Genomic DNA, 25,720 nt, shown 5'->3' with positions numbered 1-25,720 from the left:
CTCTCAAAGACTCGAACCGTAGAAATCAATTAACCTTAATGAAAAAATATTATGAAAAACTAATTCGAAATATTATTTATGAGTGATTTTAAAAGTTACCTGACCTTTTAATGGGTTCTCTGTTAAGAGCCATTTATCTTGCTGCTTTTTTATATTCAAGTGGTGCAAACGATTATCCGATGGGAGACAAACACTTCCCTCAGCAACAGAACTATCGGCAGTAAAAAGACGAAGTTCAATGTTACTCCAATCCATTTTATCTGTACTCTGCGCCAAAGCAATATGCGGCAAAGCTACACCATCACGTACTAAAATAACCGCAGGAATCTGTCCGGCTTCAATTTCATTCCAACCCGATTGGTATACTTTGCCCGATTGGTAATCAATCCATTTACCACCGGGCAGGTAAACATTTCGTTTGTTTCCTACTTCCATCAAAGGAGCCACCAACAAATCGCTGCCAAACAGATATTGGTCTTCGATAGTCCACACAGCAGGATCGGTCGGAAATTCAATGCAAAGAGCACGCAACATAGGCAATCCTTTCTCCGTACATTCTTTAGCTTGCGCATAAATATAAGGCATCAAACGGTATTTCATTTCGGCGCTCTCACGGAAAGCGCGCACAAAAGAATCGTTATATAACCACGGTTCTTTAGGAGGTGCACCGTGCGCACGACTATGTGAGGTTAGGAATCCGAATGGCAGCCAACGTCGATAAAGTTCCTCAGGGGCCTTCTGTACAAAACCACCAATATCATGACTCCAAAAACTGAAACCGCTTAAACCAAGAGAAAGTCCGCCCCGAATTGTACCTAGCATACCAATATCCGTATTAGCAGCATCTCCTCCCCAATGAAGCGGATAACGTTGAGAACCCGACCATGCACTTCGTGCCCAAATAATGTTTTCACCTTTTACTTGCTTGGTTATCTCGGCTACCGCTTTATTGTATCGCAGCGGATATAGGTTATGTTCATACAACCCTCCTTTGCCCGATGCATAAAAACCGTTAAGCGGTGCTGCTTCGCCAAAATCAACCTTTATGGCACCAACACCCATAGAAAGCAACCCTGACAACTTTTCCTGGTACCAACTAACGGTCTGTGGATTTGAAAGGTCGAGTACAGCATCTTCATAAGGCAACGTACCTGCAGCATTCTTCACTTGTAATCCTTTCTCTATTATTTCATTGAAATAGCGATTTTTAGGAGTGAAATAAGGAAGCTGCCACAACGAAATATGAAAACCATCGGACAGTAGGTCTTTTATCATCTTCCGGGGGTTCGAAAAACGACTGGGTGAAAAGACATAATCACATTGCCAGTCCGTTTCAAACCAACCGGTATCAAAGTGAATGACGTCGGCAGGTATATTATATTTCCTTAGGTTCCGCGCCACATCGTATCCTTCGGCTTCACTGAAATAGGTAATACGACTCATCCAAGTACCAAAGCTCCACAACGGAGGCATGGGTGACTTACCGGTCAGGCAGGTATATTCATTAAGAACCTCTTTGGGTTCTCCGAAGAAAACAAATAAGTCGAGCGCTTCATCAGCCATAAACAGTTTATTGATACCGATGTAAGTAGACCCAAAGTCGCAAGTCACGGGTGCCGAAGTATGCATGAACATACCATAACCCCGATTACTCATAAAGAAAGGTATTGGTTTATACATTTGATCCGTTTCCGGGCCTTGCGGATCAGTCACAAACAAATTCACTTTCTGCCCCACTTTATTAATGGAAGTAAAGGACTCTCCACAACCCACAATCTTTTCACCCGGTGACAAAGTAAATACGGGATTGATGCTGCGTGAATTATCAACCCCTCTTTTGATAAAGTTGAACGGCAGGCTTTTCACTTGGGTAGAATCATTGTCGCACCACCGCCAAGTGTCTGTCAGTCGGCGACCGGCAGCATCGTAGAAACTAATTCTCCAAGGGTTCTCCTCAATAACGATGCAACCAAAAGCACTTTTATATTGGTGTGCACCCTTTAACGCCGTATATTTCCAGCTAGTATCCTTACTAGGGGCTCCTGCCAGCATAAGAGAAGGCGCATCTGCGGGTGCAATAGATGATGTCATCATGCGAATACGCAATGTACGCGGTGTAACAAAATCAACAGAAAAATTCAGTCGGGGATTGTTATCATAAGCAGCTTCAGGAAAATCAAGCATCTTTAAAGTTTGCGGCAACACAGTATTCACATTAAAAGCTTGCCGGGTATATAATGAATGACGTTTCCACTCAATGATTCCCTGAGCTCTTTCAGTATCAAAAGCCGATAGCTTGTCGGCAAAGAAAAACAGATTGGTAAAATCGGCAAAGTCGGCACTCATATCTTTGGCCTGACTTAGCAAATAGGGTGTTCCCCCATTAGTAGATAACTGAGCAAAGAGTGGTAATGAGAGCGAGAAGATAAAAATCAAGACAGTTATTATTTTCCTATTCATATTTATTGCATTTAAGGTTATTAACAAGAATGCGTAAAAGTAGAATAAATAAACGGCTCGGATAGTAGTCCTTTGTTTTATTATGGGGAATGAAATGTTGCATTGAGAAAAGTTTGTTATATTTGCAAGATAACGTAACATTAAAACCACAACTATATGTTTAATTCATTCGGCAATATTCTCAGACTCACAAGTTTCGGCGAGTCGCACGGTAAAGGTGTAGGTGGAGTCATTGACGGCTTCCCGGCCGGTGTGGAAATCGACATGGAATTTATTCAGCAAGAACTAAATCGCCGCCGTCCCGGACAATCGGCCATTACCACCGCCCGTAAAGAGCCCGATGAAGTAGAGCTTCTTTCGGGAGTATTTGAGGGAAAAACGACCGGATGTCCCATCGGGTTTATCGTTTGGAACCAAAACCAACACTCTAACGACTATAACAATCTCAAAGATATTTATCGCCCATCGCATGCCGACTATACGTATGCAGTTAAATACGGAGTTCGCGATCACCGCGGAGGAGGTCGTTCTTCGGCACGCGAAACAACTTCGCGGGTAGTAGCAGGCGCTTTAGCCAAGCTGGCGCTGAAACAATTAGGGATCAACATTACCGCCTATACAGCCCAAGTTGGTGAAATCAAACTTGAGAAAGATTATACAGCATACGATTTAAGTACAATAGAAGAAAATCCTGTTAGATGCCCGGATCAGGAAAAGGCAAAAGAGATGCAGGAGCTTATTTACCAAACAAAAGGTGAAGGTGACACCATCGGAGGTATAGTTACGTGTGTAATCAAAGGTTGCCCGGTTGGGTTGGGACAACCTGTATATAACAAATTGCATGCAGCATTAGCCAATGCCATGATGAGCATCAACGCAGCCAAAGCCTTTGAATATGGAATAGGCTACAAAGGCATACACCAAAAAGGCTCTCAACAAAATGACATCTTCTTCAACGACAACGGTACCATAAATACTCATACCAACAATTCAGGAGGTATACAAGGCGGTATCAGCAATGGTCAGGACATCTACTTTAACGTATTGTTCAAACCCGTTGCCACCGTATTGATGGAACAACCCACAGTGAATGCCGATGGTACGGATACCACTATCAAAGCACGCGGCCGTCACGACCCTTGTGTATTACCACGTGCAGTACCCATTGTTGAAGCCATGTCTGCTCTGACCATACTAGATTATTATCTGCTCGATAAGGCTACCAGATTATAATCAGAGCCATAAATAAAGAAACAATCATGAACAGAATTCAAGAATACATCAAAAAGAATGAAGAAGGCATGATGAACGATTTGTTCAGCCTAATCCGCATTCCCAGTATTAGTGCTCTACCCGAGCACAAAGACGATATGATGGCTTGTGCACAAAGGTGGAAACAACTTTTGCTCGAAGCCGGTGCCGACGAGGCAATGGTGATGCCTTCAGCCGGCAATCCTATTGTTTATGCACAAAAGCTGGTAAACCCACAGGCCAAAACCGTATTAGTGTATGCACACTACGATGTGATGCCCGCCGAACCATTAGAATTATGGAAAAGCCAACCTTTCGAACCGGAAATCAGAGACGGATACATCTGGGCAAGAGGAGCCGATGATGACAAAGGACAGTCATTCATTCAGGTTAAGGCATTTGAATATTTGGTAAAAAATAACCTGCTAAAGAATAACATCAAATTTATCTTCGAAGGAGAGGAAGAAATTGGATCACCTAGTTTAGAAGCATTTTGCGAAGAACATAAGGAAATGCTCAGAGCCGACATCATTTTGGTAAGTGACACCAGTATGCTCGGAGCTGATCTACCCTCACTGACTACCGGCCTGCGAGGCCTTGCCTATTGGGAAATTGAAGTGACCGGACCTAACCGTGATCTTCATTCAGGTCACTTTGGAGGTGCCGTGGCCAACCCTATCAACACTCTCTGCACCATGATCAGCCGTATTGTTGATCACGACGGACGCATTACCATCCCCGGCTTTTACGATGATGTGGAAGAAGTACCGCAAGCAGAAAGAGAGATGATTGCGCAAATTCCGTTTGACGAAGAGAAATACAAAGCCTCTATCGGTGTCAAAGAATTGTTTGGTGAAAAAGGGTATTCCACATTGGAGCGCAACAGTTGCCGTCCGTCTTTTGACGTTTGTGGCATTTGGGGTGGTTATACCGGTGAAGGCTCCAAAACTGTATTACCTTCAAAAGCTTATGCAAAAGTTTCTTGTCGATTAGTTCCTCATCAAGACCATCACAAAATATCCAAGCTGTTTGCCGAATACATCACTCGTATTGCTCCCCAAAGTGTACAAGTAAAGGTCACACCTATGCATGGCGGTCAAGGATATGTATGCCCCATCACACTCCCAGCCTATCAAGCAGCTCAAAAAGGATTCGAGATAGCGTTCGGAAAAAAGCCATTGGCCGTTCGCCGAGGAGGAAGTATTCCTATCATCTCTACTTTTGAACAGGTACTGGGAATTAAAACCATTTTAATGGGATTCGGTCTGGAGTCTAACGCCATTCATTCTCCAAACGAAAACTGCTCACTAGATATTTTCAGAAAAGGCATAGAAGCCGTAGCCGAATTTCACTTGGCGTATCAGGAATAATATATTATTTTGAAAATGGAAAGCTTAACAATTCAAGCAATAGGCCTCATGTCCGGCACATCACTAGATGGGCTGGACATTTGTTGCGCCACCTTTCAAAAAAGCAACAACCAGTGGGCATTTAAAATAGATTGTTCCAAAGCGTATTCTTATTCGGATGAGCTTAAAGAAAAGCTTGGAAACAAAGCGCAACAAATGTCAGCTATTGAATTTGTGACCTTTCATAGTGAATACGGAAAGTTCTTGGGCCAGAAAGTGAATGACTTCATGAAAGAATTTCACGTAAAGCCCAATATTATTGCCTCACACGGACACACCATTTTTCATAAGCCGGAAAAACAAATTATGTTTCAGATTGGAGATGGAGCTGCAATTGCTGCGGAAACTCACATCCCCACAGTCTCTGACTTTAGAAGATTAGACATCATGCTTGGCGGACAAGGAGCACCGCTCGTTCCTATAGGCGACCGTCTTTTGTTTGGGGCTTATGATTATTGTTTGAACCTGGGAGGTTTCTCAAACATTTCGTTCGAGAGCCAAGGGAAGCGCATCGCATTTGACATCAGCCCGGTAAATTATGTTATAAACCATTATTGCCGGCAAATTGGTTTGGAATTTGATAAAGACGGAGAAATTGCTCGTTCGGGTAATATCCACCAACCTCTTTTAGACGAGCTTAACTCTATCAAGTTTTATCAGCAACCGGGACCTAAATCACTGGGGAGAGAATGGGTGGAAACATTTATTTATCCCGTATTAGAAAAGTACAATCTACCACTCAAAGATACACTTCGTACTTTTTATGAGCATGCAGCTTATCAAATTTCCCGTATTGCTAAAGGCGGAAATTTACTGATTACCGGAGGAGGCGCATTCAACTTATTCCTTGTAGAACGAATACAAAAGTTAACTGCCTGCCGCATTGTAATTCCCGACAGGCAGATTATAGAATACAAAGAAGCTCTTATTTTTGCTTTTTTAGGAGCACTATATTGGAACAATGAGCCCAATTGCTTGGCTTCCGTTACCGGTGCCCCTTTTGATAATATTGGAGGAATGTTATTTAAAATGAACCATTCACGTTAAAACGCGTCTCATTCATCGAATAATGGCCTCAGTCAACTCCTCCACGGAGAAACCGGCAAAGAACTCAGCTGTATTAATGCTTTCAAGAGCACTGTGTACGTCCTCAACCGTATACCTCACTCCCTTTAAGGCATTCTCTACAGGCGAGAGATCACCGTTATTGCCAAAGAACGTTCCGTAAAATTTAATATTTTCAATCACAGAATTCTTTACCGTAGCAAAGACCTGAATTTTACCGGCAGTAAAACGAGTGGTGAGTGTAATATTAAACTGAGGCGAATGACCGTAATTCCATTCCCAAGAAGAAAATTTATCCTGACTGACCCGTTCTATTTCAGCCAATTCCGCATCACTGAAGACATACTCCTGCATATCCGGGAATTTACGCTTCATGTGTTGCAAAATAGTCTCCGAGAATTCCTCAACCGTAATTTTCCGGGGCAAGTGAGGCAATATATTTGTTACCGCACTACGAACTGATTTGACACTCTTCGAGTCAATCAGATCCTTAGGAACCTCCAGCGCCTTAGATAAAACACTCAAATTCGTATCAAACAAAATGCAACCATGATGCATGATGCGCCCATTAATATAAGCTTGAGCATTACCACAAATTTTTTGTCCCCCAATCACCAAATCGTTTCTTCCGGTGAAGCTAGCCTCAACGCCCAACTCTCTCAACGTTTCAATAACCGGTTCCGAGAAAGTTTTAAAGTCAAATTGACTTCCTTTTTCCTCATTAGATATGATGGTATAATTGAGGTTGTTGTGATCATGATAAACAGCCCCGCCGCCCGAAATTCGTCTCACCACATTGATGTGATTCTCACGCACATATTCTGCGTTAATCTCTTCCAGTGTATTCTGATGTTTGCCAACTACAATAGTTGGTTCGTTGATCCACAACATGAACACCTTTTCGTGATTCAGCAACTTTTTGAAACAATACTCCTCAAGCGCAATGTTATACTGAGGCTTATTTGATTTACTGATAATATAGATCATACTGTATTATTTAGAAAAAAGAAAATCAACTTACTGCATCCAAAGATAAGCAGAAATTGATTTTCTTTATCATGTATAGTAAAATTCCGGTTAAGATTTCTTTTTCGGGATATGTATAGACTCACCCAACACATCGGCAAAAGCCTCATATAAAGCTTCTGAATACGTAGGGTGTCCGTAAATAACCTTCACAACCTCATCGACTGTTATCTCCAATTCCATCAATGCAGCAGCTTGATTGATCATTTCAGCAGCTGTAGGTCCAACGATATGAACCCCCAGAATCTCACCGTATTTGGCATCGGCTATTACTTTTACAAAGCCCAGATTATCACCGGAAGCCATGGCACGTCCGTTAGCTGCAAAATCAAAACGTCCAACCCTTACATCATACTTTTCACGAGCTTGTTCTTCGGTCAATCCAACCATGGCAACTTCCGGAATAGTATAAACTACAGAAGGAGCAGAAGCCAATTTCACTTCACGATGATTACCTTTCACAGCGTTTTCGGCAGCCACCTCACCCATACGGAAAGCAACATGTGCCAACATCTTAATACCGTTCACGTCACCCGGTGCATAAATACCTTTTACGCTAGTTTCCATAAACGAATCAACCTTAATCTTTCCACGCTCGGTTTCGAACTCAATTTCGCCTACACCTTCTAAATCAGGAACACGTCCGATAGAGAGAAGAGCTTTATCAGATTCAATCACCTCACCGTTAGCCAATTTTACCTGAAGCTTATTTTTTGCTTCTTCAATACCAACAATAGAAACGGAGTTCAGAATCTTAATACCTTTCTTTTTCAACGTATCCGCCAGTACTTTAGACGCTTCGGAATCAATTGCCGGAACTATTCGGTCCATCATTTCGACAATGGTCACTTTACTGCCAATGGCATGCATGGCCAAAGCCATCTCCACACCAATCACACCACCACCAATTACAGTTAGCGTTTCGGGTACTTCCTTCAATGAAAGAAGTTCATCACTTGACAGAATACGAGGATTGTCAATGCCGGGAATATTGATTCGAGAAACCTTAGAACCACCTGCTAAAATGATTTTATCAGCCTTAATGATTCGGTTACCGTCAACCACCACATCTTTGTTCTTATTAATTTTGGCCACCCCACGGAAAACATCCACACCATTACTTTTCAGCAACGCTTCAACACCCATGGTAAGCCTCTTCACCACACCGTCTTTGAATTTCACCACCTGATTCATATCGATGGAGTATTTTGTGCTGGCAAAATTAATACCGCGAGCTGCTCCCATCTCGATAGCCTCAATAATCTCAGCGTTCTTCAAATACGTTTTGGTAGGTATACAACCCACATTTAAACAAGTACCTCCGTACCATCTCTTTTCAATGATAGCCACCTTGGCTCCCAACTGCGCAGCACGAATAGCAGCAAAATATCCGGCAGGGCCACCTCCAATCACAGCCACGTGATACTCGTCATCGGCCACCGAGGCCAAAGGTTCTTGTTCAGCCACAGGTTTGGGTGCGGGAACCTCTTCTTCCGATAAATTCTCCAATGATTCACCCGGTTGTCCAATATAACCAATCACTTCAGTTACAGGTACCATGTCACCTGCATGATGAAGTATTTTCAACAAAACTCCGGAAACTTCAGCTTCAATTTCCATACTCGTTTTGTCGGTCATAATCTCAAGAATAATCTCCCCTTCTGTGACCGTATCACCCTCTTCCTTCAGCCATTTTACGATTTGCCCTTCGGTCATGTCAATTCCCGCTTTAGGCATAATTACTTCAAAAGCCATATCTTTTTGTTTTTTTATATTATCATGAACTAGTTACCCATCAAATCAATAACGAGAACGGATTTTCAATCAAAGCCTTTAAATCCGTCATAAATTTAGCCGCCACTAAACCGTCAATCAGTCGGTGATCACTTGTCAGACTCATGTTCATCATCGGACGAATAACGATTTCATTATTGATAACGACCGGTTTTTTCACAGTTGCCGCTACACTAAGAATCGCCGCATTGGGTTGATTGATAATAGCAGAAAAATGACTCACACCATACATACCTAAATTACTGATTGTAAATGTACTTCCCATTTGTTCGTCGGGTAACAATTTTTTAGAGACAGTACGTGCAGTCAAATCTTTGATAGCGACCACCAATTCGCTGAGTGACATTTTTTCAGCATGTTTTACAACGGGAACAATCAATCCTTCTTCCAAGCCAACAGCAACAGCCAAGTTCACGTAATTGTGAAAAATAATTTGATTGCCGTCTTCCGAGAGACTTGAATTGATATACTTATGTTTCAACAGCATACGTACCAGTGCCAATGAAAGCAAATCAGTGACTGTGATTTTCTTTCCCGTCTTCTCCATAATGGGTTCAATCAGTTTGGCACGTAAAGCATTCATCTCCGTCATGTCCACCTCCCAAGTCTGCATGAAAGTAGGTGCACCAAAATAACTTTCAGACATACGCCGTGCTATCACCTTTCTCATCATACTCATCGGAACCATTTCCGTTTCATCAGTAGAGTAACTTACAGCAGCAACTTGCTGAGAAGCTTGTGCATTAGTAGCAGCTTTCGCTGCAACAGCGACTTTTATCCCGGCAGGAGGTGTTCCATACAACTCATCACGGGTAAAGAAGGCTTTCACTTGCGGATCAGACACCAACGCAAGCACATCATCCTTCATGATTTTACCGTTGTGACCAGACCCGCTAATACCGTTCAAATCAATATGTTGCTCCTCTGCAATGTGACGCGCCAAGGGAGAAACATGTATCTTTTTTACGTAGTTAAACCCAGCCACATCATTTTTATGTATACGCCCTTTCGGCCCCGTACCCTCTACCTTTGAAAGATTTACTCCCAAACGTTTGGCCAAGACACGTGCCGCAGGGGTTGCTCTAAATTTTATTTCTTCCATCTTCCTCCTCCTTTACCTATTGTTCACTAATTTGAGGATATATTTCTTTATACGTTCAACACTCGGAATCATGGCCGTTTCAAGAGCCTGATTATATGGAACCGGAATATCTTCTGCTGCCAGCCGTAAAATAGGGCCATCCAGATAATCAAACGCTTCACTTTCTGAAATAATAGCAGACACCTCACCGATAAACCCGTTTGTTTTGTGGGCATCATTCACCAATAAAACTCGTCCGGTTTTCTTTACGGAATTAAGAACCGTTTCTTTATCCAGAGGAATCAGCGTACGCAAATCAACCACTTCAACACTTACCCCTTCAGTATCACGAACCTGATCGGCCGCTTGTAACACCCGGTCGAGCATACGTCCGTAAGTAATCACCGTCACATCCTTTCCTTCCCTTTTCAGATCAGCCTTTCCTAAAGGAAGCACAAAATCGGGATCAAGAGGAACCTCACCTTTCATGTTGTATTGGGCTTTGTATTCAATAAAAATAACCGGATTGTTGTCACGAATAGAAGCTTTCAGAAGCCCTTTAACATCAGCGGGAGTACCCGGAGCAACGACTTTTAATCCGGGAATGTGGCAAAACCACGACTCAAGCGACTGCGAATGTTGCGCCGCAGACCCTACACCAGAGCCAGCTGCACAGCGAAACACAACAGGTACCTGCCCTTTTCCTCCAAACATATAACGCGTTTTAGCCGCCTGATTAACAATGTTATCCATCATGTAAACTACAAAATCCATGAAAGTAACATCAACAATGGGACGCATACCGGTCATCGCTGCACCGATAGCACAACCCGAGATGGCATTTTCTGAAATAGGTGTGTCGCGTATACGTTCCGCACCGAACTCTTCGAGCATCCCTACCGAAGTACCGAAATCTCCACCGAAAATACCGACGTCCTCACCCATGAGAAATACGTTTTCATCGCTACGCATTTCCTCAGACATAGCCATAATAATGGCATCTCTGACAGACATTAATTTGGTTTCGTTATTCATTTATATCGTATTCTTTTTATTATTTATACAACTTGCAACCTTAAATATGATGCTGAAAATCAATCGGCAAAAACATCTTCAAAAGCCGATTCATAAGATGGTTCCGGGCTACTCAATGCAAACTTAACAGCATCTTCCACAGCCGTTTTCGACTGCACATCCAGCTCATCAAGTTCTTGTACGGTAGCGAGGTTATTATCAACAAGATAATTCCTGAATTTCACGATAGGATCTTTCTTTTTCCAACTATCAACCTCCTCCTTGGTACGATATTTACCAGGATCCGAAGTAGAGTGCCCAAACCAACGATAGGTAAGACTTTCAACCAATACAGGCCCATTACCATTGCGCACATACTCCACAGCCTCTTGCACTTTCTCGTACACAGCAACTACATCGTTACCGTCCTCAATAAAATGCCCGGGAATACCGTAAGCAGATGCTCTTTGATAATTATAGTCAACATTAATAACGTTCTTTATCGGAGTACTGATACCATAGAAGTTGTTAATGGAATAGAAGATAATGGGAAGCTTCCAGATAGAAGCAAGGTTGAGTGTTTCATGAAAAGTACCTTCATTACAAGCCCCGTCGCCAAAACAACAGAGAACAATTTTCCCTGTATTTTTCATTTTTTGAGTTAACGCAGCACCAATAGCCATTCCCATGCCTCCGCCTACAATGCCATTGGCTCCAAGATTTCCATTGTCTAGATCAGCAATATGCATGGAGCCGCCTTTACCTTTACAAGTTCCGGTAGCTTTTCCCATAATTTCGGCCATCATTCCGTTCAGGTCAATCTCCATGGCTATACTCTGTCCATGTCCACGGTGATTGGAAGTGATGAAATCTTGCTGTCCGATTGCCGCAATAGCACCCACATTGGCAGCTTCCTCCCCCACAGAGAAGTGAGTCATTCCGGGTACCTGCCCCTTTTTAACCATTTGGTTCACTTTATTATCAAAGTTACGGATGTCAAGCATCAGCCTGTGCATGTGCAGTAACTTTTCCTTTGGTATTTTTGCCATAAACTAATTGTTTTACAATAGATTATATAGAATCATTCTACATAACGAACGATAAACGATACAGATTGTTCAGGCCTTTTATCATTTTAACAGTGGTACAGGTATTTTTGGGGAAATGAAGATGTTACATTTTGATGAATAAATCTCCCACTAGCACCTATATAAAGAGCCAATACATAATAATAGTTAGCAAAACTAAAATGGTAATGACAAATCTTAGTTATATTTGTGCAATCAAAAACAACAAAGAATAACTCACAAACACGATGCAAAATATACCAAAGTGCAAAAACTAAAAAGCCCCAATATATATGATACGAGACAGTTGATAGTTGAGTAAGATTTAGAGAACTATAATTTAAAACTACACTATAATAAATATGTTATGAAGAAATATATAAATTTATTCAAGGTCACGAGTGTAACAACTTCAATATTGTTTATTTACTTAACATTTCAGCTATTATTCATGTCAGATGCTTTTGTTTCTGATTTAGGTCAACAACCATCCGAAGCCACCTCTGTCTTATCTCATCGGGTTGCTATGTTTATGTTGGGAATATCTGTGCTCATGTTTGGCGCAAGGAATCTAGCACAGTCAAAAGCACGAGATGTAATATGCTTCGCTACCGGAATTACATTGTTCGGTTTATCGTGTATGGGTTGGTACGAATTTACTCGTGGAACAGTCAATAGCTCGATTTTCATAGCGATTGGTATAGAAACGATTTTATGGATTTTATTTATGGTTATTTTATTATTAAGGAATAATACCAAAATATGAATTTAAAGACGTTAGTCCCAAAAGTAGTTAACATCTTGAAAAACAAAAAATAACAATGAAAAATGTTAAGTTAATAACACTAGTATGGTGTTTATCGTTTCTATATTCTTGCAACAAAGAAGAGTTAGTTGATTTTGACGGACCATGGATCAAAAATGAATCAGCCCAAGTAACTCTATATACTCGCCCATCCGATTACAGTGTATCTGGATCTCCCAATGAAGAACAGATTCAACTGATTCTACAAAATCAAAACAACTTTATCAAAGTCATTAATGATACACTTGGGTTAAATTACAACGGAAAAGTGTCTATTTACCTTTATAACTATGATGAAGCACTTGAGAAAATCGGAATAAACGGTGGTGGGCGTGCACTGACTGATAAACAAGTAATTTGTTACGCATTTGATGGAAAGCTGATGTATTATTCCAATTGGAAAATATCTGATTTTATGGGATTACACGAAATGGTTCATATTGTTTCTATTTCGCAACTCGGTAAAGGCGGGACCAGATTGATGACCGAAGGTTATGCTGTAGCCATTGATGGTTCCTATGCCGCCTATAAAGACAAAGATGGAAACATGATTCGATATCTGATCACTGAATGGATAGATGCTTCTGTTAAAGCGAATAAAGTATATTCTCCGTCCGAACTACTACTCAACCCTGATAATTTTCCTGAAGAAGTTTTTTATCCTCAATCAGGGTATTTCGTCAATTGGTTACTTAATAAATTCGGTTCCACAAAAATAAATCAATTGTTTACTTCAAAAAGAGAACATTTCAAAACCGATTTTTATAACATAACAGGAACCAATTTTAATGAAATAGAAGAAGAATATTTGAACTACATAAAACATAGTGAGAAATTAAAATAGATCATTCTTTTTACTCCATCATTTCTGATGGAGTAAAAAGAATGATCAGCTATCTTACAAAGTGCGTGAAAACTTTATCAACTCTTTGAGGCTCAATAGAACCCTTGGCTTGTTTACGCATCTGCAACAACCAAGCCATATTACTACCCAAAACTTGCATTATTTGAACACCTTCAGCATCTTGTAAAACTTCACCAGCTGTACGGCCGTGTATAATATTCCAATAATTAGAAGTTGCAAGTATCATTTCCGAATAACTAAGGTAATGATTTAAACTATCGAAAGTAGCAGATCCACCCGTACGACGAACAGCTACAACGGCAGCACCTACCTTGTGACGAAGAAGATTTCCATTACTTCCCGAGACATAAAAAGCACGGTCTAAGAAACTTTTCATAGTTCCCGGAATGCCGGCATAATAAACCGGTGAACCCAAAATAATACCATCAGCAGCTTTCATTTGCTGAATCGCATCATTAACAATATCTGTTGCTATAGTACATCTCTCATCTTTGTTACGGGCACAGCCACCACAAGCCAAGCACCCCCTGATTGCTTGATTACCAATGTGAATCACTTCGAATTCTATGCCCTCAGTCTGCAACTGTTTGCCTACTTCCATCAACGCATGATAGGTGTTCCCTTTCTTATGGGGACTTCCATTAATAGCCACAACTTTCATTTCTTTATCTTTTTAATTATTTTGTTACTGCAAAATTGATATATTTGTATCAATTACACAAGTACCTACCAAAAGGTTGTATAGTTACCAAAAGGAGTGAATTATGGATAATAAGGGAAGTATCAACAAATATATTTTCAAAGGCAAGGAATATTTTTGTTCTTTGGAATTGGTTATGGAGATGATTGGTGGCAAATGGAAACCCATCGTATTGTATCATCTGAAACAAGGAACGATGCGTTCGGGCGATTTACAACGAAGCCTGAAAGGCATATCTAACAAAATGTTTACCCAAACGGTAAGAGAGTTGGAGCAAACAGGGTTGCTTGAGCGGATTGTTTATCCAACCGTTCCGCCCAAGGTAGAATATAAACTCAGTCCTATGGGTGAATCTGTCATTCCGGTTATTGATACCCTTAACACTTGGGGTAAATCACTTACAACTCCCAAACTATTGTAGACGTACGCTTCCTTTCAACCTGATGTCAGCCGAAGAAGCTCCTATGTTGATACTCATTTCCCTTTAGGAAGTTTGAATGCCCTATACAAAACTAATCTAGCGGATGACGGAAACTACAGCCGTTCCTCCATTCCGAGCAACCGTAAGCTGTTTTGCCCCGAATGATAGTTCCCTTACCACAAAGCGGACACACTTGTCCCACCGATACGGACATAGAGGTTGGCAATGATGCGGCACCTTTCTCTTTCTTCGGTTTCGGAGTTGTGGCCTTGCGCTCACGCTTCTTGGGTTCCTTTTCTTGCAGAGTAACGGCTTCCTGAATCGTAATGCGACGGTTGGTATTATCTGCCAACACCGTCATCACCACTTCCGTAACCATTTGCTTCAGCTCCTCTAAAAACTGGTGCGCATCATACGTGCGCTTCTCTATTTCCCGCAGTTTCTTCTCCCACAAGCCAGTTAACTCAGCCGATTTTAATAGCTCTTCGCGAATAAGCTGAATCAGTTCCACACCCGTTGGAGTGGCAATGAGGTTCTTTCGTTCTTTACGAATATAATTGCGTTTAAACAACGTTTCTATTATAGCTGCACGAGTAGACGGGCGACCTATACCATTTTCCTTTAAGGCATCGCGTAATTCATCATTATCGACCAACTTACCTGCTGTTTCCATGGCACGCAATAACGTTGCTTCGGTATACGGACGCGGAGGTTGAGTCCATTTCTCGTACAAGTCGGGTACATGCGGTCCGCTCTCTCCTTTCACAAAGGCAGGCAATACATTTTCCTCCTCCTCAAGCTCTTTTTCTTCAGAAGTTTCCTTGGCAAAAACCACGCGCCACCCCGGATCCAGAATCTGCTTTCCTGTAACTTTGAATTCAATCTGATCCACCTCGCCCAATACGGTAGTGGTAGCCACCTTACAGTCAGGATAGAACACAGCGATGAAACGGCGGGCAATCAAGTCGAACACGCGTCGTTCCATATCCGTTAATGCCTGCGGATGAACCCCTGTAGGAATAATAGCGTGGTGATCGGTCACCTTCGCATTGTCGAATACTTTTTTTGATTTAGTCAACGGTTTTCCCTCCAAAGGAGCCGTGTAGACAGTATAATCACGCAAACCCTTTAAAATACCGGGGCACTTGGGATACATATCATCGCTCAGAAAAGTAGTATCCACGCGCGGATAAGTAGCCACCTTCTTCTCGTACAGAGCCTGAATCAACTTCAATGTTTCGTCTGCCGAGTAGCCAAACTTCTTATTGCATTCCACCTGCAAAGAAGTAAGGTCAAACAAACGGGGAGGAAACTCTTTTCCCTCTTTCCTGTTTACGCCGGTTACTTCAAAAGGAGCCTCTTTGATTTGTTCCAACAGTGCCATGCCCTGCTCCCGGTTCTCAATAGGATCGATACCCGGATTGGGTTCCACTTTCTTATTGGCTGCATCACCCTTCTTCTCTTCCTCAAGCAATACCTCCTCCTCACTCTTCTTAATGATAGCCGAGAAAGTAGTATCCCGATACACCGTTTTGAGTTCCCAGTATTGCTTAGGAGTAAAATTCTCTATTTCAAGTTGGCGGTTCACTATCAGCGCCAACGTAGGAGTCTGCACCCGTCCGATGGAAAGCACCTGTTTGCCTTGCCCATATTTGATGGTATATAAACGAGTAGCATTCATGCCCAGCGTCCAGTCACCGATAGCGCGTGACAGTCCGGCTTCATAAAGCGGCTGGAACTCCGATTGATCCTTTAGTTTAGAAAAGCCTTCGCGAATAGCCTCCTCCGTCAGTGAAGAAATCCACAAACGTTTCACCGGACACCGAGCTCCCGCCTTTTGCATGACCCAACGTTGAATAAGTTCCCCTTCTTGTCCGGCATCACCGCAGTTGATAATTTCATCGGCCTGCTGCATCAATTTCTCGATGGTGTGAAACTGCTTCTCATAAGTAGGATTACTGATCAGCTTTATACCAAAGCGAGGCGGAATCATGGGTAAACTGCTTAAGTTCCATGATTTCCAGGAAGGAGTGTATTCGTGCGGCTCTTTTAATGTGCACAAATGACCAAACGTCCAGGTAACCTGGTATCCGTTTCCTTCTATGTATCCGTCTTTTTTGATTTTAGCTCCGAGTACATCGGCAATATCACGCGCCACTGAAGGCTTTTCGGCAATGCAAACTATCATTTTGTCTTTTTATTGTAGAAGCAAAGGTATGGAAAATAGGGGATAGTTGAAAGGGATGGACAAAAAAAAAGGAGTCACGCCTGACTCCAACCTTTGTTAACCTTAAATCTAATACTATGAAAAACACATTGCAAAGGTACGCACTTTTTTGGCATTTGCAAGCTTCGTGTGCGAAAACGCATGCTTTATAACATAGTTTAAGAGTTACGCCCTATTTAATTAATTTTATAGCAAAGAACAAAAAAGAGGTAGCAAGTTTACCCTGCTACCTCTCTTATTTATCTAAAACCCGAAAGAGTTTTTAGTCTTCCATGAGTATCTCCAGAATCTGACAAGCAGCCTTAGCAACCGGAGAACCGGGACCAAAGATAGCTGCTACACCCGATTTGTAAAGGAAATCATAGTCCTGCGCCGGAATTACACCACCGGCAATAACTATAATATCTTCGCGACCCAGCTTCTTAAGTTCTTCAATAATTTGAGGAATAAGAGTTTTGTGTCCCGCAGCCAGTGAAGAAACACCTACTACATGCACGTCATTTTCAACGGCTTCGCGTGCAGCTTCGGCCGGAGTTTGGAACAACGGTCCCATATCCACATCGAATCCGCAATCAGCATAACCTGTTGCAACAACCTTGGCACCACGGTCGTGACCGTCTTGTCCCATTTTTGCAATCATGATACGAGGTTGACGTCCCTCTTTCTTGGCAAACTTATCGGCTAGTTCACAAGCACGCTTGAAGTCTGCATCGTTTTTACTTTCTGATGAATACACGCCTGATATAGTTCTGATTACTGCTTTATAACGTCCTACAATCTTTTCGCACGCATAAGAGATCTCACCTAAAGTAGCACGTACACGAGCTGCTTCAACAGCCAGTTCAAGTAAGTTACCCTCTTTTGTTTCCACACATTTGGTGATGGCATCGAGAGCAGCCTGAACTTTTGCTTCGTCACGACCTTCCTTGAGTTCTGCCAAACGTTCAATCTGTTCTTTACGAACAGCCGTGTTATCAATCTCAAGAATATCAATAGGAGCCTCTTTTTCGAGACGATATTTGTTAACACCTACAATGGTTTGCGAACCAGAGTCGATACGAGCCTGTGCACGAGCAGCAGCCTCTTCGATACGCATCTTGGGGATACCTGTTTCGATAGCCTTAGCCATACCGCCCAGCTTCTCAACTTCCTCAATCAATTCCCAAGCCTTGTGTGCCAACTCGTTTGTCAGGCTCTCTACATAGTAAGAACCACCCCATGGGTCAACGTTCTTGCAAATGTAAGTTTCTTCCTGAATATAGATCTGAGTGTTACGGGCAATACGAGCAGAGAAATCAGTAGGCAAAGCAATAGCCTCATCGAGCGCATTGGTGTGCAAAGACTGAGTATGTCCCAAAGCAGCAGCCATAGCCTCGATACAAGTACGGCCAATGTTGTTGAACGGATCTTGCTCAGTAAGTGACCAACCCGAAGTTTGCGAGTGCGTACGCAACGCCAGTGATTTAGAGTTTTTCGGGTTGAACTGTTTTACGATTCTTGCCCAAAGCATACGTGCAGCACGCATCTTGGCAATTTCCATAAAGTGGTTCATACCGATAGCCCAGAAGAAAGAAAGACGGGGAGCGAAAGCATCGATATCGATACCCGCAGCCACACCGGCACGAAGATACTCCAAACCGTCGGCCAACGTGTAAGCCAGCTCGATATCGGCAGTAGCACCTGCTTCCTGCATGTGATAACCCGAGATAGAAATAGAGTTGAACTTAGGCATCTTTTGAGAAGTATACTCAAAGATGTCAGAGATAATCTTCATAGAGAATGCAGGCGGGTAAATATAAGTGTTACGCACCATAAACTCTTTCAAGATATCATTCTGAATAGTTCCGGCCATTTCTTCCAATTTAGCACCCTGTTCCAGTCCGGCATTGATATAAAACGCCATGATAGGAAGCACGGCACCGTTCATTGTCATTGAAACAGACATCTTGTTCAAAGGAATACCATCGAACAAAACCTTCATGTTTTCCAATGAACAGATAGAAACACCTGCCTTACCTACATCGCCAACCACACGTTCGTGATCGGGGTCGTAGCCACGGTGTGTAGCAAGGTCGAACGCAACAGAAAGACCCTTCTGACCAGAGGCCAGGTTACGGCGATAGAAAGCATTTGATTCTTCTGCAGTAGAGAATCCGGCATACTGACGGATGGTCCAGGGACGCAACGTGTACATCACCGAGTAAGGACCACGTAAATAAGGAGGAAGACCAGCAGCATAGCCCAGGTGTTCCATTCCTTCGAGGTCTTCTTTTGTATAAACAGGCTTCACATTGATGTGCTCCGGAGTTTTCCAGTCGGCCTGAATACCGTTTGCCTTTTGCCATTCAGCACCGTTCACAGGCTGAAAAGCAGCATATATATCTAAGTTTTTAAAATTTGGTCGCATGTTCTTATTTCCTTTTTATTTCAACAGCTTTGCGTTATACTCTCTCAGTGTTTCAAGCACATTAACACGTACGTGAATAAAGTTCTCGATTCCGGCAGCCTTGAGCTCGTCCATGTTGGCAGGTGCTCCGGCTACGATAAACATGGCACGGCCGTTGAGTGCCTTAAAGGCAGGGACTGCATATTCAACATATTCGTCATCGCTTGAACAAAGAACCACAATGTCTGCATTGGCAGCCATAGCCGCTTCAACACCAGCTTCAACTGATTCAAAGCCGAGGTTATCAACCACCTCGTATCCGGCACATCCCAAGAAGTTGCAAGAGAACTGAGCACGAGCCTGACGCATAGCCAAGTTACCGATGGTAAGCATAAATGCTTTCGGACGTTTGGCAGCTGCTTCTGTTTCCAGACGTAAAGCTTCGAATTCACTTGCTGCACGTTGCAATTTCACCGTGGCAATTTCCTTATGCTCGCATCCGCAAGAACAATCGGCATCAGCCGGTTTCTTTTCGCCTGCTTTTTCAGAGAAGTTAGGGAATTGATTGGTTCCGAGCAACACTTCCTTGCGTTGTGCTACTGCTTTCTGGCGAGCTGCGCAACTTGCGTTAACAGCAGCCTGAACAGTTCCGGCAGTTAATGCCATGTAGAAACCGCCTTTATCTTCTACTTCAAGGAAAAGATCCCAAGCCTGCTGTGCAATGGCAACAGTTAGGTTCTCAACATAATAAGAACCGGCTGCGGGGTCAACCACCTTGTCGAGGTGAGATTCTTCTTTAAGAAGCAGCTGTTGGTTACGTGCCAAACGTTCAGAGAACTCATCGGGGTTTTGGTAAACCTTATCAAACGGAGTTACCGTGATTGAATCTACACCTGCCAACGCAGCACTCATCGCTTCAGTCTGAGTACGCAACAAGTTTACATGCGCATCAAACAAAGTCATATTGAATGTACTTGTTTCAGCATGTACTTTCATTTTAGCAGCACAGCGGCATTCATCGTTTTCACCTTTATTATCGCAGTCGCGCAGGCAAGTTGGTTCATAAGAAGCAACGATATTGGCCCACAACATACGAGCAGCACGGAACTTTGCTATTTCAAGGAAATAATTAGAACTGATACCGAAGTTGAATTTGATTTTCTTAGCTACCACAGTTGCAGGTAAACCGGCATCAGTAAGCTGACGAAGATATTCATTTCCCCAAGCGAGCGCATAACCCAGTTCCTGAGAAATATAAGCACCGGCATTGTTCAAGGTAAGTGCATTCACATTGAGCACTCGGTAGAAAGGAAGAGGTTGAACGGCTTCGATAAGAGATTTGGCTGTTTGAATCAAATCACCCTTTTCTTTACCGTCAACAAGCATCTTATTAAAATAATCATAGTTAATAGATCCTTGCAGCTTCTTCAAGTCATAGTCTTTCTTCTCGAAATAAGCCACCAGAAGTTGAGCCAGCTCTACCACATGTCGTTGGCAAGTTGAGAAGTTCAGTTCTACGCTCTCTGCGCAAATATCCTTCAACAGAGTTTCAATCACTTCTGCTTTCAGATCTTTGGAGTCGATACGGAAAGAAAGAGAATCGATTCCTTTCATCAGAATGTCCAGCGCTTTTTTGTTAGCCTCTACCGGATCAACCACATTGATATCCTGACGCACCAACCATACATTGCTTTTCTTGGTACCTCTCAGGTAAGGAAATTCACCCGGAAGTGCATCAACGGTTTTCAAGCCCTCGAGGTCTTCCATGCGGTAGAAAGGTTTCACTTTAAAGCCTTCGTTTGTTTTCCAAACGAGTTTCTTCTCATAATCAGCCCCTTTAAGGTCGGCTGTTACTTTCTCCATCCACTGCTCAGTGGTTACGGGAGCGAAGTCCGAGAAGAGTTTTTCTTTACTGTCTGCCATAGTTTATTTAAATATTTAAATATAATAATAGTATATTTATTCTTTAATCTGCTTATTGAATGAAACGAATAAGGCTTGCAAATATACTGAATAACTTAAAACGAGGTACTTATTTTATAGAAAATTGATAATGAGAAGCTATCTGTGAGGCTCTTTTGGCATTTGTAGATTGCAAATTGACGTAATTTAGCGCTGGCCTGCTTGACGGGTCAGAACAATATGGCTGTAAGTTAAATGATAAGGTCAAAAAAGAATCAGAAATTATTGGTTTCTCTTTAATGCTTTCTTTTTCATATTGATATGGATTCAAAGAAGATTTATGCTGCGAATATAGGTAATATATTTCTAACACAAATGCAATTCATTGAAATACTTTTACCAAAACACCATTTTCCACCCCTTTTCGGCCGATTTTTGTCAAGAGCAGGTTTATACATTATTAACTAATAAAGCAGGGAGCAACAATCATCAGCAAGACTTTGGCAAAACATAACCAACTTTTTGAAAAACATAACCGCCGATTTGAAAAAGATAACGAGCAATTTGAAAAGAGAAACCGTCTTTTTGGGTCATGAGAAACCGTCTCCCGGCCAAGAGACGGTTTCTCGCGGACCTTTTGCTACCGTGCAAATGGCAATAAGCAACCGTCTCAGCGAAAAAATGAACGGCACATAACGAAAAAAGGCAGGAGTTTGAGCTCCTGCCTTTGCGCCTATAATAATTTGAATATACTATAAGATTATAGGTACAAAGATAATACATTATACTGTCAACTCCAAGTAATTCGATCTTTTATTTGTGTGTAACAATCACACAATTATCTGTTATCCGATCCATGCTATTCAAACCAACAGAGACTGAACGTGTTTTTGCCGTTTTTCATCAAAAAGCACTCGAAATAGCCTAAACGTTGTCGTCTTTTTGGTTAAATCGGAGTTAAATAATCTATAGTATTAGTTAAAAGTGATAGATAGTGAGGGTAAAACAGTCGTTTTAGTGGTAGACATATTTTACCATCACTACCCTGAAACGCCTTTCAGCAAGTAGTTTTAGCAAGTTAGTGAGGGTAAGTGATGGTAAACCACACTTTTTTTTCTCTGGGAGAAGAGTTGTAAAACAAGCTAGCGGAACGTTCTAATTACAGCTGCAATTTCTTCTTCACAAATTCGGCTACGAACAGAACCGTATCATCTACTCCTAAAGCCGAAGAGTCTATGCATAGATGGTAGGTAGCAGCGGCTCCCCAGGTTTTGTAGCTATAGTAATTATAATATTCCGATCTTTTTTTATCTGTACGTTCAATCAGTTCTTCGGCCTCGGCCTTACCCACGTGCATGGTTTGACATAAACGCTCTATGCGGTCGTCTAGCGAAGCCGAAACAAACACATTGACGTGTCGAGGGTGATCTCTCAAAATATAATCGGCACATCGCCCCACAAACAAACACGACTTCTCAGCAGCCAGTTTGCGAATCACATCGCTTTGAACCTTAAACAAGGCATCATTGCTCAGGCAGCTGTTGCATGCCATAATGCTGTCATTCGGAAAAGGGAAACGCATACCAAACAATCCGTTCATCAACGGTTGAGAAGGCTTCTCGTCTGCCTTTTCAAAGAAATCACGGCAGAGGCCGCTTTCTTCGGAAGCCAAGTTTATAAGTTCTTTATCATAAAAAGAAATCTCCATAGCAGCAGCCAACTTCTCTCCTATCTCGCGGCCGCCACTTCCCAGTTGCCTGCCTATGTTAATTACAAAATTATCTCCCATAGCACTTAATTTTATCATGTTCAGCTACAAACTTACTGATAATTTCTAAAAATACATATCTTTGCACCGACAAAGTTCTTTCTCATCATTATCATTAAGGTGCCCCGGTAAAACGGGGAGAATAGGGAACCATGTGAAAATCATGGGCTGACGCGCAACTGTAAGCTGATCACTGTTTACCGCTCAATATCCACTGTGCAAACGGGAAGGATGGTAAATTATGCTAGCCAGGAGACCTGCCTTAATTGAGCTTTGACATGCTTCGCGAATAAAGCTAATGTCTGGAAATCCAATGGTATCTCCCGCCAAATGGTGTCATTATGTTATTTCCTCTCAAAAAAACTTCTCAAGAAACATCCAAAGAAGCCCGTAATGTGTTATTAGATACGTGAGAAAGATATTTATTAACTCAAACAAATAAATATGATTAGAAAAATCTTAATCGCCAACAGAGGTGAGATTGCAGTCAGAGTGATGCGCTCCTGTTATGAAATGGGCATTCAATCGGTTGCAGTATTTTCCGAGGCCGACAGAACAGCAAGACATACTTTGTATGCCGACGAGGCATATTGCATTGGCAGTGCATCAGCAAAAGATAGTTATCTGAATATAGAGAAAATCATTCAGGTAGCCAAAGCTTGTCAGGCGGATGCCATACATCCGGGATATGGCTTTTTATCAGAAAATGCAGATTTTGCCAGAAGATGCAGGGAAGAGAACATTGTATTTATAGGTCCGCAACCGGAAACAATGGAGGCGATGGGAGACAAGATTGCTGCCCGTATCAAAATGATAGAAGCGGGGGTTCCTGTTGTGCCCGGCACACAAGATAATCTTAAAAGTGTAGACGAGGCAATATCTCTCTGCAAGCAGATCGGGTTTCCGGTGATGCTGAAGGCTTCCATGGGTGGAGGCGGAAAAGGCATGAGGCTGATTCATTCGGAAAGCGAAGTGGAAGAGGCTTATACCATGGCCAAGTCAGAAGCAATGGCCTCTTTTGGTGACGACACGGTTTATCTTGAGAAGTTCGTGGAAGAGCCGCACCACATTGAATTCCAGATTTTGGGTGACAAGCACGGAAACGTTATTCATCTTTGTGAACGGGAGTGTTCTATTCAACGAAGAAATCAAAAAGTAATAGAAGAAAGTCCGTCGCCATTCATCAACGAGACTATTCGTCAGGAGATGGGAATGAAAGCGGTTGCCGCTGCAAAGGCTGTCAACTACGAAGGAGCCGGCACCATTGAGTTTTTGGTCGACAAACATCATCAGTATTATTTCTTGGAAATGAATACCCGCCTGCAGGTGGAGCATCCTATTACGGAAGAAGTTTTAGGGGTCGATTTGGTGAAAGAACAGATTCGCATTGCCGACGGACAGGTGATGCGTCTTTCGCAAAACAACATCAAACAGCGCGGACATGCCATTGAATGCCGGATATGTGCCGAAGACACCGAACAGAATTTCCGTCCGTCGCCCGGTATTATCAAACAGTTAATTGAGCCCAACGGCATCGGGGTGCGCATTGACAGTTATGCATACGAGGGGTATGAGATCCCCGTTTACTATGACCCGATGATTGGCAAGCTCATTGTTTGGGCTACTACTCGGGAGTATGCCATCGAACGGATGCGACGTGTTTTGTATGAATATAAAATTACCGGTATCAAAACAAACATCAACTACCTGAGGTGCATTGTGGAAACGGAGGACTTTATCGACGGGAAGTACGATACCGGCTTTATTCCCAAACACAGTGATCATTTACACATCGGTATTACGACACACACCGAGGAAGAAGAAAATGTAGCCATGATTGCAGCCTACATCGATTATTTGATGAATCTGGACGAGAACTCTACTCAGTCGGCAGATAATCGTCCCATAAGCAGGTGGAGGGAATTCGGCTTGCACAAAGGTATATTAAGAATTTAAACAGTGAAAGATGGAAATACACATTGGAAACAGAATAGCCGATATTCAATTAATCAGCAAAGATGGCAATAATGTAGTGCTAAGCATTGACGGAAAAGAGTTTGAAATAGATGTAGTAATGGCCGAAAACGGTTCTTGCTCCATATTGCACGACGGAAAGTCGTTCAACGCACAACTCATTCGTCAGGAAGACGGCAAAACGTATCAGGTGGATACACACATGTCTTCGTTTAAAGTCAATATTGTAGACAGTCAGGCCAAGTATCTGCAAATGAGAAAAAAGACTTCGGAAACGCCCGAAGATAAAATTGCTTCGCCAATGGCCGGAAAAGTGATCAGCATTCCTGTTACGAAAGGACAGGAAGTGAAGGCGGGTGATGTGTTGATCATTGTGGAAGCCATGAAAATGCAGAATAGTTATAAGGCTTCCTCGAATGGAACCGTGAAAGAAATCTTGGTGCAAGAAGGAGATACAATCAACAGTAACCAGGTATTAATTACACTCGATTTATTTAAAGAATAA

Annotated in this window: 20 protein-coding genes and 1 riboswitch; of the genes, 9 read left to right on the top strand and 11 right to left on the bottom strand. The window is 42.3% G+C overall.

All coding sequences use genetic code 11. The features are described from left to right. Nucleotides 1–72: 72 nt before the first annotated feature. A complete protein-coding gene (locus tag ACKPCE_RS06675) occupies nucleotides 73–2,460 on the bottom strand; it encodes a glycoside hydrolase family 31 protein (RefSeq protein ID WP_319504597.1) in 2,388 nt (795 codons plus the stop codon). Between the two features lie 156 nt (nucleotides 2,461–2,616). Between ACKPCE_RS06675 and aroC the strand changes: the two genes are divergently transcribed. The 3 genes from aroC to ACKPCE_RS06660 are packed head-to-tail and all read left to right on the top strand — an operon-like array spanning nucleotide 2,617 to nucleotide 6,167. After that, nucleotides 2,617–3,693 carry a chorismate synthase gene (gene aroC, locus ACKPCE_RS06670; protein ID WP_319504596.1) on the top strand — a complete coding sequence of 359 codons (1,077 nt, stop codon included), beginning with the start codon at nucleotides 2,617–2,619 and terminating at the stop codon, nucleotides 3,691–3,693. A gap of 26 nt (nucleotides 3,694–3,719) precedes the next feature. Beyond that, nucleotides 3,720–5,081: a dipeptidase gene (locus tag ACKPCE_RS06665; protein ID WP_319504595.1), complete on the top strand. Its 1,362-nt coding sequence runs from the start codon at nucleotides 3,720–3,722 to the stop codon at nucleotides 5,079–5,081. 15 nt (nucleotides 5,082–5,096) lie between these two features. Next, entirely contained in the window at nucleotides 5,097–6,167 is a 1,071-nt protein-coding gene (locus tag ACKPCE_RS06660) for an anhydro-N-acetylmuramic acid kinase (protein ID WP_319504594.1), read from the top strand. A 12-nt stretch (nucleotides 6,168–6,179) separates the two neighbouring features. Here the strand turns inward: ACKPCE_RS06660 and ACKPCE_RS06655 are convergent, their stop codons facing one another. The 5 genes from ACKPCE_RS06655 to ACKPCE_RS06635 all read right to left on the bottom strand — a co-directional run bounded on the left by ACKPCE_RS06655 (nucleotide 6,180) and on the right by ACKPCE_RS06635 (nucleotide 12,149). Continuing rightward, nucleotides 6,180–7,172 carry a lipoate--protein ligase gene (locus tag ACKPCE_RS06655; protein ID WP_319504593.1) on the bottom strand — a complete coding sequence of 331 codons (993 nt, stop codon included), beginning with the start codon at nucleotides 7,170–7,172 and terminating at the stop codon, nucleotides 6,180–6,182. A 90-nt stretch (nucleotides 7,173–7,262) separates the two neighbouring features. After that, the gene (lpdA, locus tag ACKPCE_RS06650) at nucleotides 7,263–8,966 is read right to left on the bottom strand and encodes a dihydrolipoyl dehydrogenase (protein ID WP_319504592.1); all 1,704 of its coding nucleotides are present in this window, start codon (nucleotides 8,964–8,966) and stop codon (nucleotides 7,263–7,265) included. A gap of 40 nt (nucleotides 8,967–9,006) precedes the next feature. Next, nucleotides 9,007–10,107, bottom strand: coding sequence for a dihydrolipoamide acetyltransferase (locus tag ACKPCE_RS06645; RefSeq protein ID WP_319504591.1), 1,101 nt, complete (start codon nucleotides 10,105–10,107; stop codon nucleotides 9,007–9,009). A 12-nt stretch (nucleotides 10,108–10,119) separates the two neighbouring features. Further along, a complete protein-coding gene (locus ACKPCE_RS06640; protein WP_319504590.1) occupies nucleotides 10,120–11,121 on the bottom strand; it encodes an alpha-ketoacid dehydrogenase subunit beta in 1,002 nt (333 codons plus the stop codon). A 59-nt stretch (nucleotides 11,122–11,180) separates the two neighbouring features. Further along, nucleotides 11,181–12,149, bottom strand: coding sequence for a thiamine pyrophosphate-dependent dehydrogenase E1 component subunit alpha (locus ACKPCE_RS06635; RefSeq protein ID WP_319504589.1), 969 nt, complete (start codon nucleotides 12,147–12,149; stop codon nucleotides 11,181–11,183). Between the two features lie 385 nt (nucleotides 12,150–12,534). Between ACKPCE_RS06635 and ACKPCE_RS06630 the strand changes: the two genes are divergently transcribed. Together ACKPCE_RS06630 and ACKPCE_RS06625 are read left to right on the top strand one after the other, a co-directional pair. Then, nucleotides 12,535–12,933 (top strand): hypothetical protein, encoded by a 399-nt coding sequence (locus tag ACKPCE_RS06630; protein WP_319504588.1) that lies wholly within the window; start codon nucleotides 12,535–12,537, stop codon nucleotides 12,931–12,933. Nucleotides 12,934–12,988: 55 nt separating this feature from the next. Beyond that, nucleotides 12,989–13,816, top strand: coding sequence for a hypothetical protein (locus ACKPCE_RS06625; RefSeq protein WP_319504587.1), 828 nt, complete (start codon nucleotides 12,989–12,991; stop codon nucleotides 13,814–13,816). A gap of 49 nt (nucleotides 13,817–13,865) precedes the next feature. Here ACKPCE_RS06625 and ACKPCE_RS06620 read toward each other — a convergent pair whose 3' ends face one another. Continuing rightward, complete coding sequence (locus ACKPCE_RS06620; RefSeq protein WP_319504586.1) at nucleotides 13,866–14,498, bottom strand: flavodoxin family protein; 633 nt, start codon at nucleotides 14,496–14,498, stop codon at nucleotides 13,866–13,868. Nucleotides 14,499–14,601: 103 nt separating this feature from the next. Between ACKPCE_RS06620 and ACKPCE_RS06615 the strand changes: the two genes are divergently transcribed. Beyond that, complete coding sequence (locus ACKPCE_RS06615; RefSeq protein WP_319504585.1) at nucleotides 14,602–14,958, top strand: winged helix-turn-helix transcriptional regulator; 357 nt, start codon at nucleotides 14,602–14,604, stop codon at nucleotides 14,956–14,958. Nucleotides 14,959–15,049: 91 nt separating this feature from the next. Here ACKPCE_RS06615 and ACKPCE_RS06610 read toward each other — a convergent pair whose 3' ends face one another. The 3 genes from ACKPCE_RS06610 to mutA all read right to left on the bottom strand — a co-directional run bounded on the left by ACKPCE_RS06610 (nucleotide 15,050) and on the right by mutA (nucleotide 21,494). Continuing rightward, entirely contained in the window at nucleotides 15,050–17,146 is a 2,097-nt protein-coding gene (locus ACKPCE_RS06610) for a DNA topoisomerase 3 (RefSeq protein WP_319504584.1), read from the bottom strand. Nucleotides 17,147–17,447: 301 nt separating this feature from the next. Next, the gene (gene scpA / locus ACKPCE_RS06605; protein WP_276966647.1) at nucleotides 17,448–19,592 is read right to left on the bottom strand and encodes a methylmalonyl-CoA mutase; all 2,145 of its coding nucleotides are present in this window, start codon (nucleotides 19,590–19,592) and stop codon (nucleotides 17,448–17,450) included. A gap of 15 nt (nucleotides 19,593–19,607) precedes the next feature. Next, nucleotides 19,608–21,494 carry a methylmalonyl-CoA mutase small subunit gene (mutA, locus tag ACKPCE_RS06600; RefSeq protein ID WP_319504583.1) on the bottom strand — a complete coding sequence of 629 codons (1,887 nt, stop codon included), beginning with the start codon at nucleotides 21,492–21,494 and terminating at the stop codon, nucleotides 19,608–19,610. A gap of 501 nt (nucleotides 21,495–21,995) precedes the next feature. On the opposite strand from mutA, the gene ACKPCE_RS06595 reads away from it, so the two are divergent. Next, nucleotides 21,996–22,169, top strand: a complete 174-nt coding sequence (locus ACKPCE_RS06595) for a hypothetical protein (protein WP_319504582.1) — start codon at nucleotides 21,996–21,998, stop codon at nucleotides 22,167–22,169. A gap of 463 nt (nucleotides 22,170–22,632) precedes the next feature. Here ACKPCE_RS06595 and ACKPCE_RS06590 read toward each other — a convergent pair whose 3' ends face one another. After that, entirely contained in the window at nucleotides 22,633–23,262 is a 630-nt protein-coding gene (locus ACKPCE_RS06590; protein WP_319504581.1) for a cytidylate kinase-like family protein, read from the bottom strand. Nucleotides 23,263–23,342: 80 nt separating this feature from the next. After that, nucleotides 23,343–23,520: riboswitch (cobalamin riboswitch) on the top strand. A 165-nt stretch (nucleotides 23,521–23,685) separates the two neighbouring features. Between ACKPCE_RS06590 and accC the strand changes: the two genes are divergently transcribed. Together accC and ACKPCE_RS06580 are read left to right on the top strand one after the other, a co-directional pair. Next, complete coding sequence (gene accC / locus ACKPCE_RS06585; RefSeq protein ID WP_319504580.1) at nucleotides 23,686–25,197, top strand: acetyl-CoA carboxylase biotin carboxylase subunit; 1,512 nt, start codon at nucleotides 23,686–23,688, stop codon at nucleotides 25,195–25,197. A gap of 10 nt (nucleotides 25,198–25,207) precedes the next feature. Beyond that, nucleotides 25,208–25,720: an acyl-CoA carboxylase biotin carboxyl carrier protein subunit gene (locus ACKPCE_RS06580; RefSeq protein WP_024996589.1), complete on the top strand. Its 513-nt coding sequence runs from the start codon at nucleotides 25,208–25,210 to the stop codon at nucleotides 25,718–25,720.

Origin of the sequence: Bacteroides graminisolvens (assembly GCF_963666085.1) — a bacterium.
In the GTDB taxonomy this organism is placed as follows: domain Bacteria; phylum Bacteroidota; class Bacteroidia; order Bacteroidales; family Bacteroidaceae; genus Bacteroides; species Bacteroides graminisolvens.
Note: the sequence above shows the minus strand (reverse complement) of the source record. Positions and strands in the feature narration are given on the sequence as shown.

Bases quoted from the DNA above. Each gene is read 5' to 3' on its own strand.
- ACKPCE_RS06640 (WP_319504590.1), bottom strand. From the start codon at position 11,121: ATGAATAACGAAACCAAATTAATGTCTGTCAGAGATGCCATTATTATG.
- mutA (WP_319504583.1), bottom strand. From the start codon at position 21,494: ATGGCAGACAGTAAAGAAAAACTCTTCTCGGACTTCGCTCCCGTAACC.
- ACKPCE_RS06660 (WP_319504594.1), top strand. From the start codon at position 5,097: ATGGAAAGCTTAACAATTCAAGCAATAGGCCTCATGTCCGGCACATCA.
- ACKPCE_RS06580 (WP_024996589.1), top strand. From the start codon at position 25,208: ATGGAAATACACATTGGAAACAGAATAGCCGATATTCAATTAATCAGC.
- ACKPCE_RS06635 (WP_319504589.1), bottom strand. From the start codon at position 12,149: ATGGCAAAAATACCAAAGGAAAAGTTACTGCACATGCACAGGCTGATG.
- ACKPCE_RS06625 (WP_319504587.1), top strand. From the start codon at position 12,989: ATGAAAAATGTTAAGTTAATAACACTAGTATGGTGTTTATCGTTTCTA.
- scpA (WP_276966647.1), bottom strand. From the start codon at position 19,592: ATGCGACCAAATTTTAAAAACTTAGATATATATGCTGCTTTTCAGCCT.
- aroC (WP_319504596.1), top strand. From the start codon at position 2,617: ATGTTTAATTCATTCGGCAATATTCTCAGACTCACAAGTTTCGGCGAG.
- ACKPCE_RS06620 (WP_319504586.1), bottom strand. From the start codon at position 14,498: ATGAAAGTTGTGGCTATTAATGGAAGTCCCCATAAGAAAGGGAACACC.
- ACKPCE_RS06665 (WP_319504595.1), top strand. From the start codon at position 3,720: ATGAACAGAATTCAAGAATACATCAAAAAGAATGAAGAAGGCATGATG.
- ACKPCE_RS06615 (WP_319504585.1), top strand. From the start codon at position 14,602: ATGGATAATAAGGGAAGTATCAACAAATATATTTTCAAAGGCAAGGAA.
- ACKPCE_RS06630 (WP_319504588.1), top strand. From the start codon at position 12,535: ATGAAGAAATATATAAATTTATTCAAGGTCACGAGTGTAACAACTTCA.
- ACKPCE_RS06590 (WP_319504581.1), bottom strand. From the start codon at position 23,262: ATGGGAGATAATTTTGTAATTAACATAGGCAGGCAACTGGGAAGTGGC.
- ACKPCE_RS06655 (WP_319504593.1), bottom strand. From the start codon at position 7,172: ATGATCTATATTATCAGTAAATCAAATAAGCCTCAGTATAACATTGCG.
- accC (WP_319504580.1), top strand. From the start codon at position 23,686: ATGATTAGAAAAATCTTAATCGCCAACAGAGGTGAGATTGCAGTCAGA.
- ACKPCE_RS06675 (WP_319504597.1), bottom strand. From the start codon at position 2,460: ATGAATAGGAAAATAATAACTGTCTTGATTTTTATCTTCTCGCTCTCA.
- ACKPCE_RS06610 (WP_319504584.1), bottom strand. From the start codon at position 17,146: ATGATAGTTTGCATTGCCGAAAAGCCTTCAGTGGCGCGTGATATTGCC.
- ACKPCE_RS06645 (WP_319504591.1), bottom strand. From the start codon at position 10,107: ATGGAAGAAATAAAATTTAGAGCAACCCCTGCGGCACGTGTCTTGGCC.
- lpdA (WP_319504592.1), bottom strand. From the start codon at position 8,966: ATGGCTTTTGAAGTAATTATGCCTAAAGCGGGAATTGACATGACCGAA.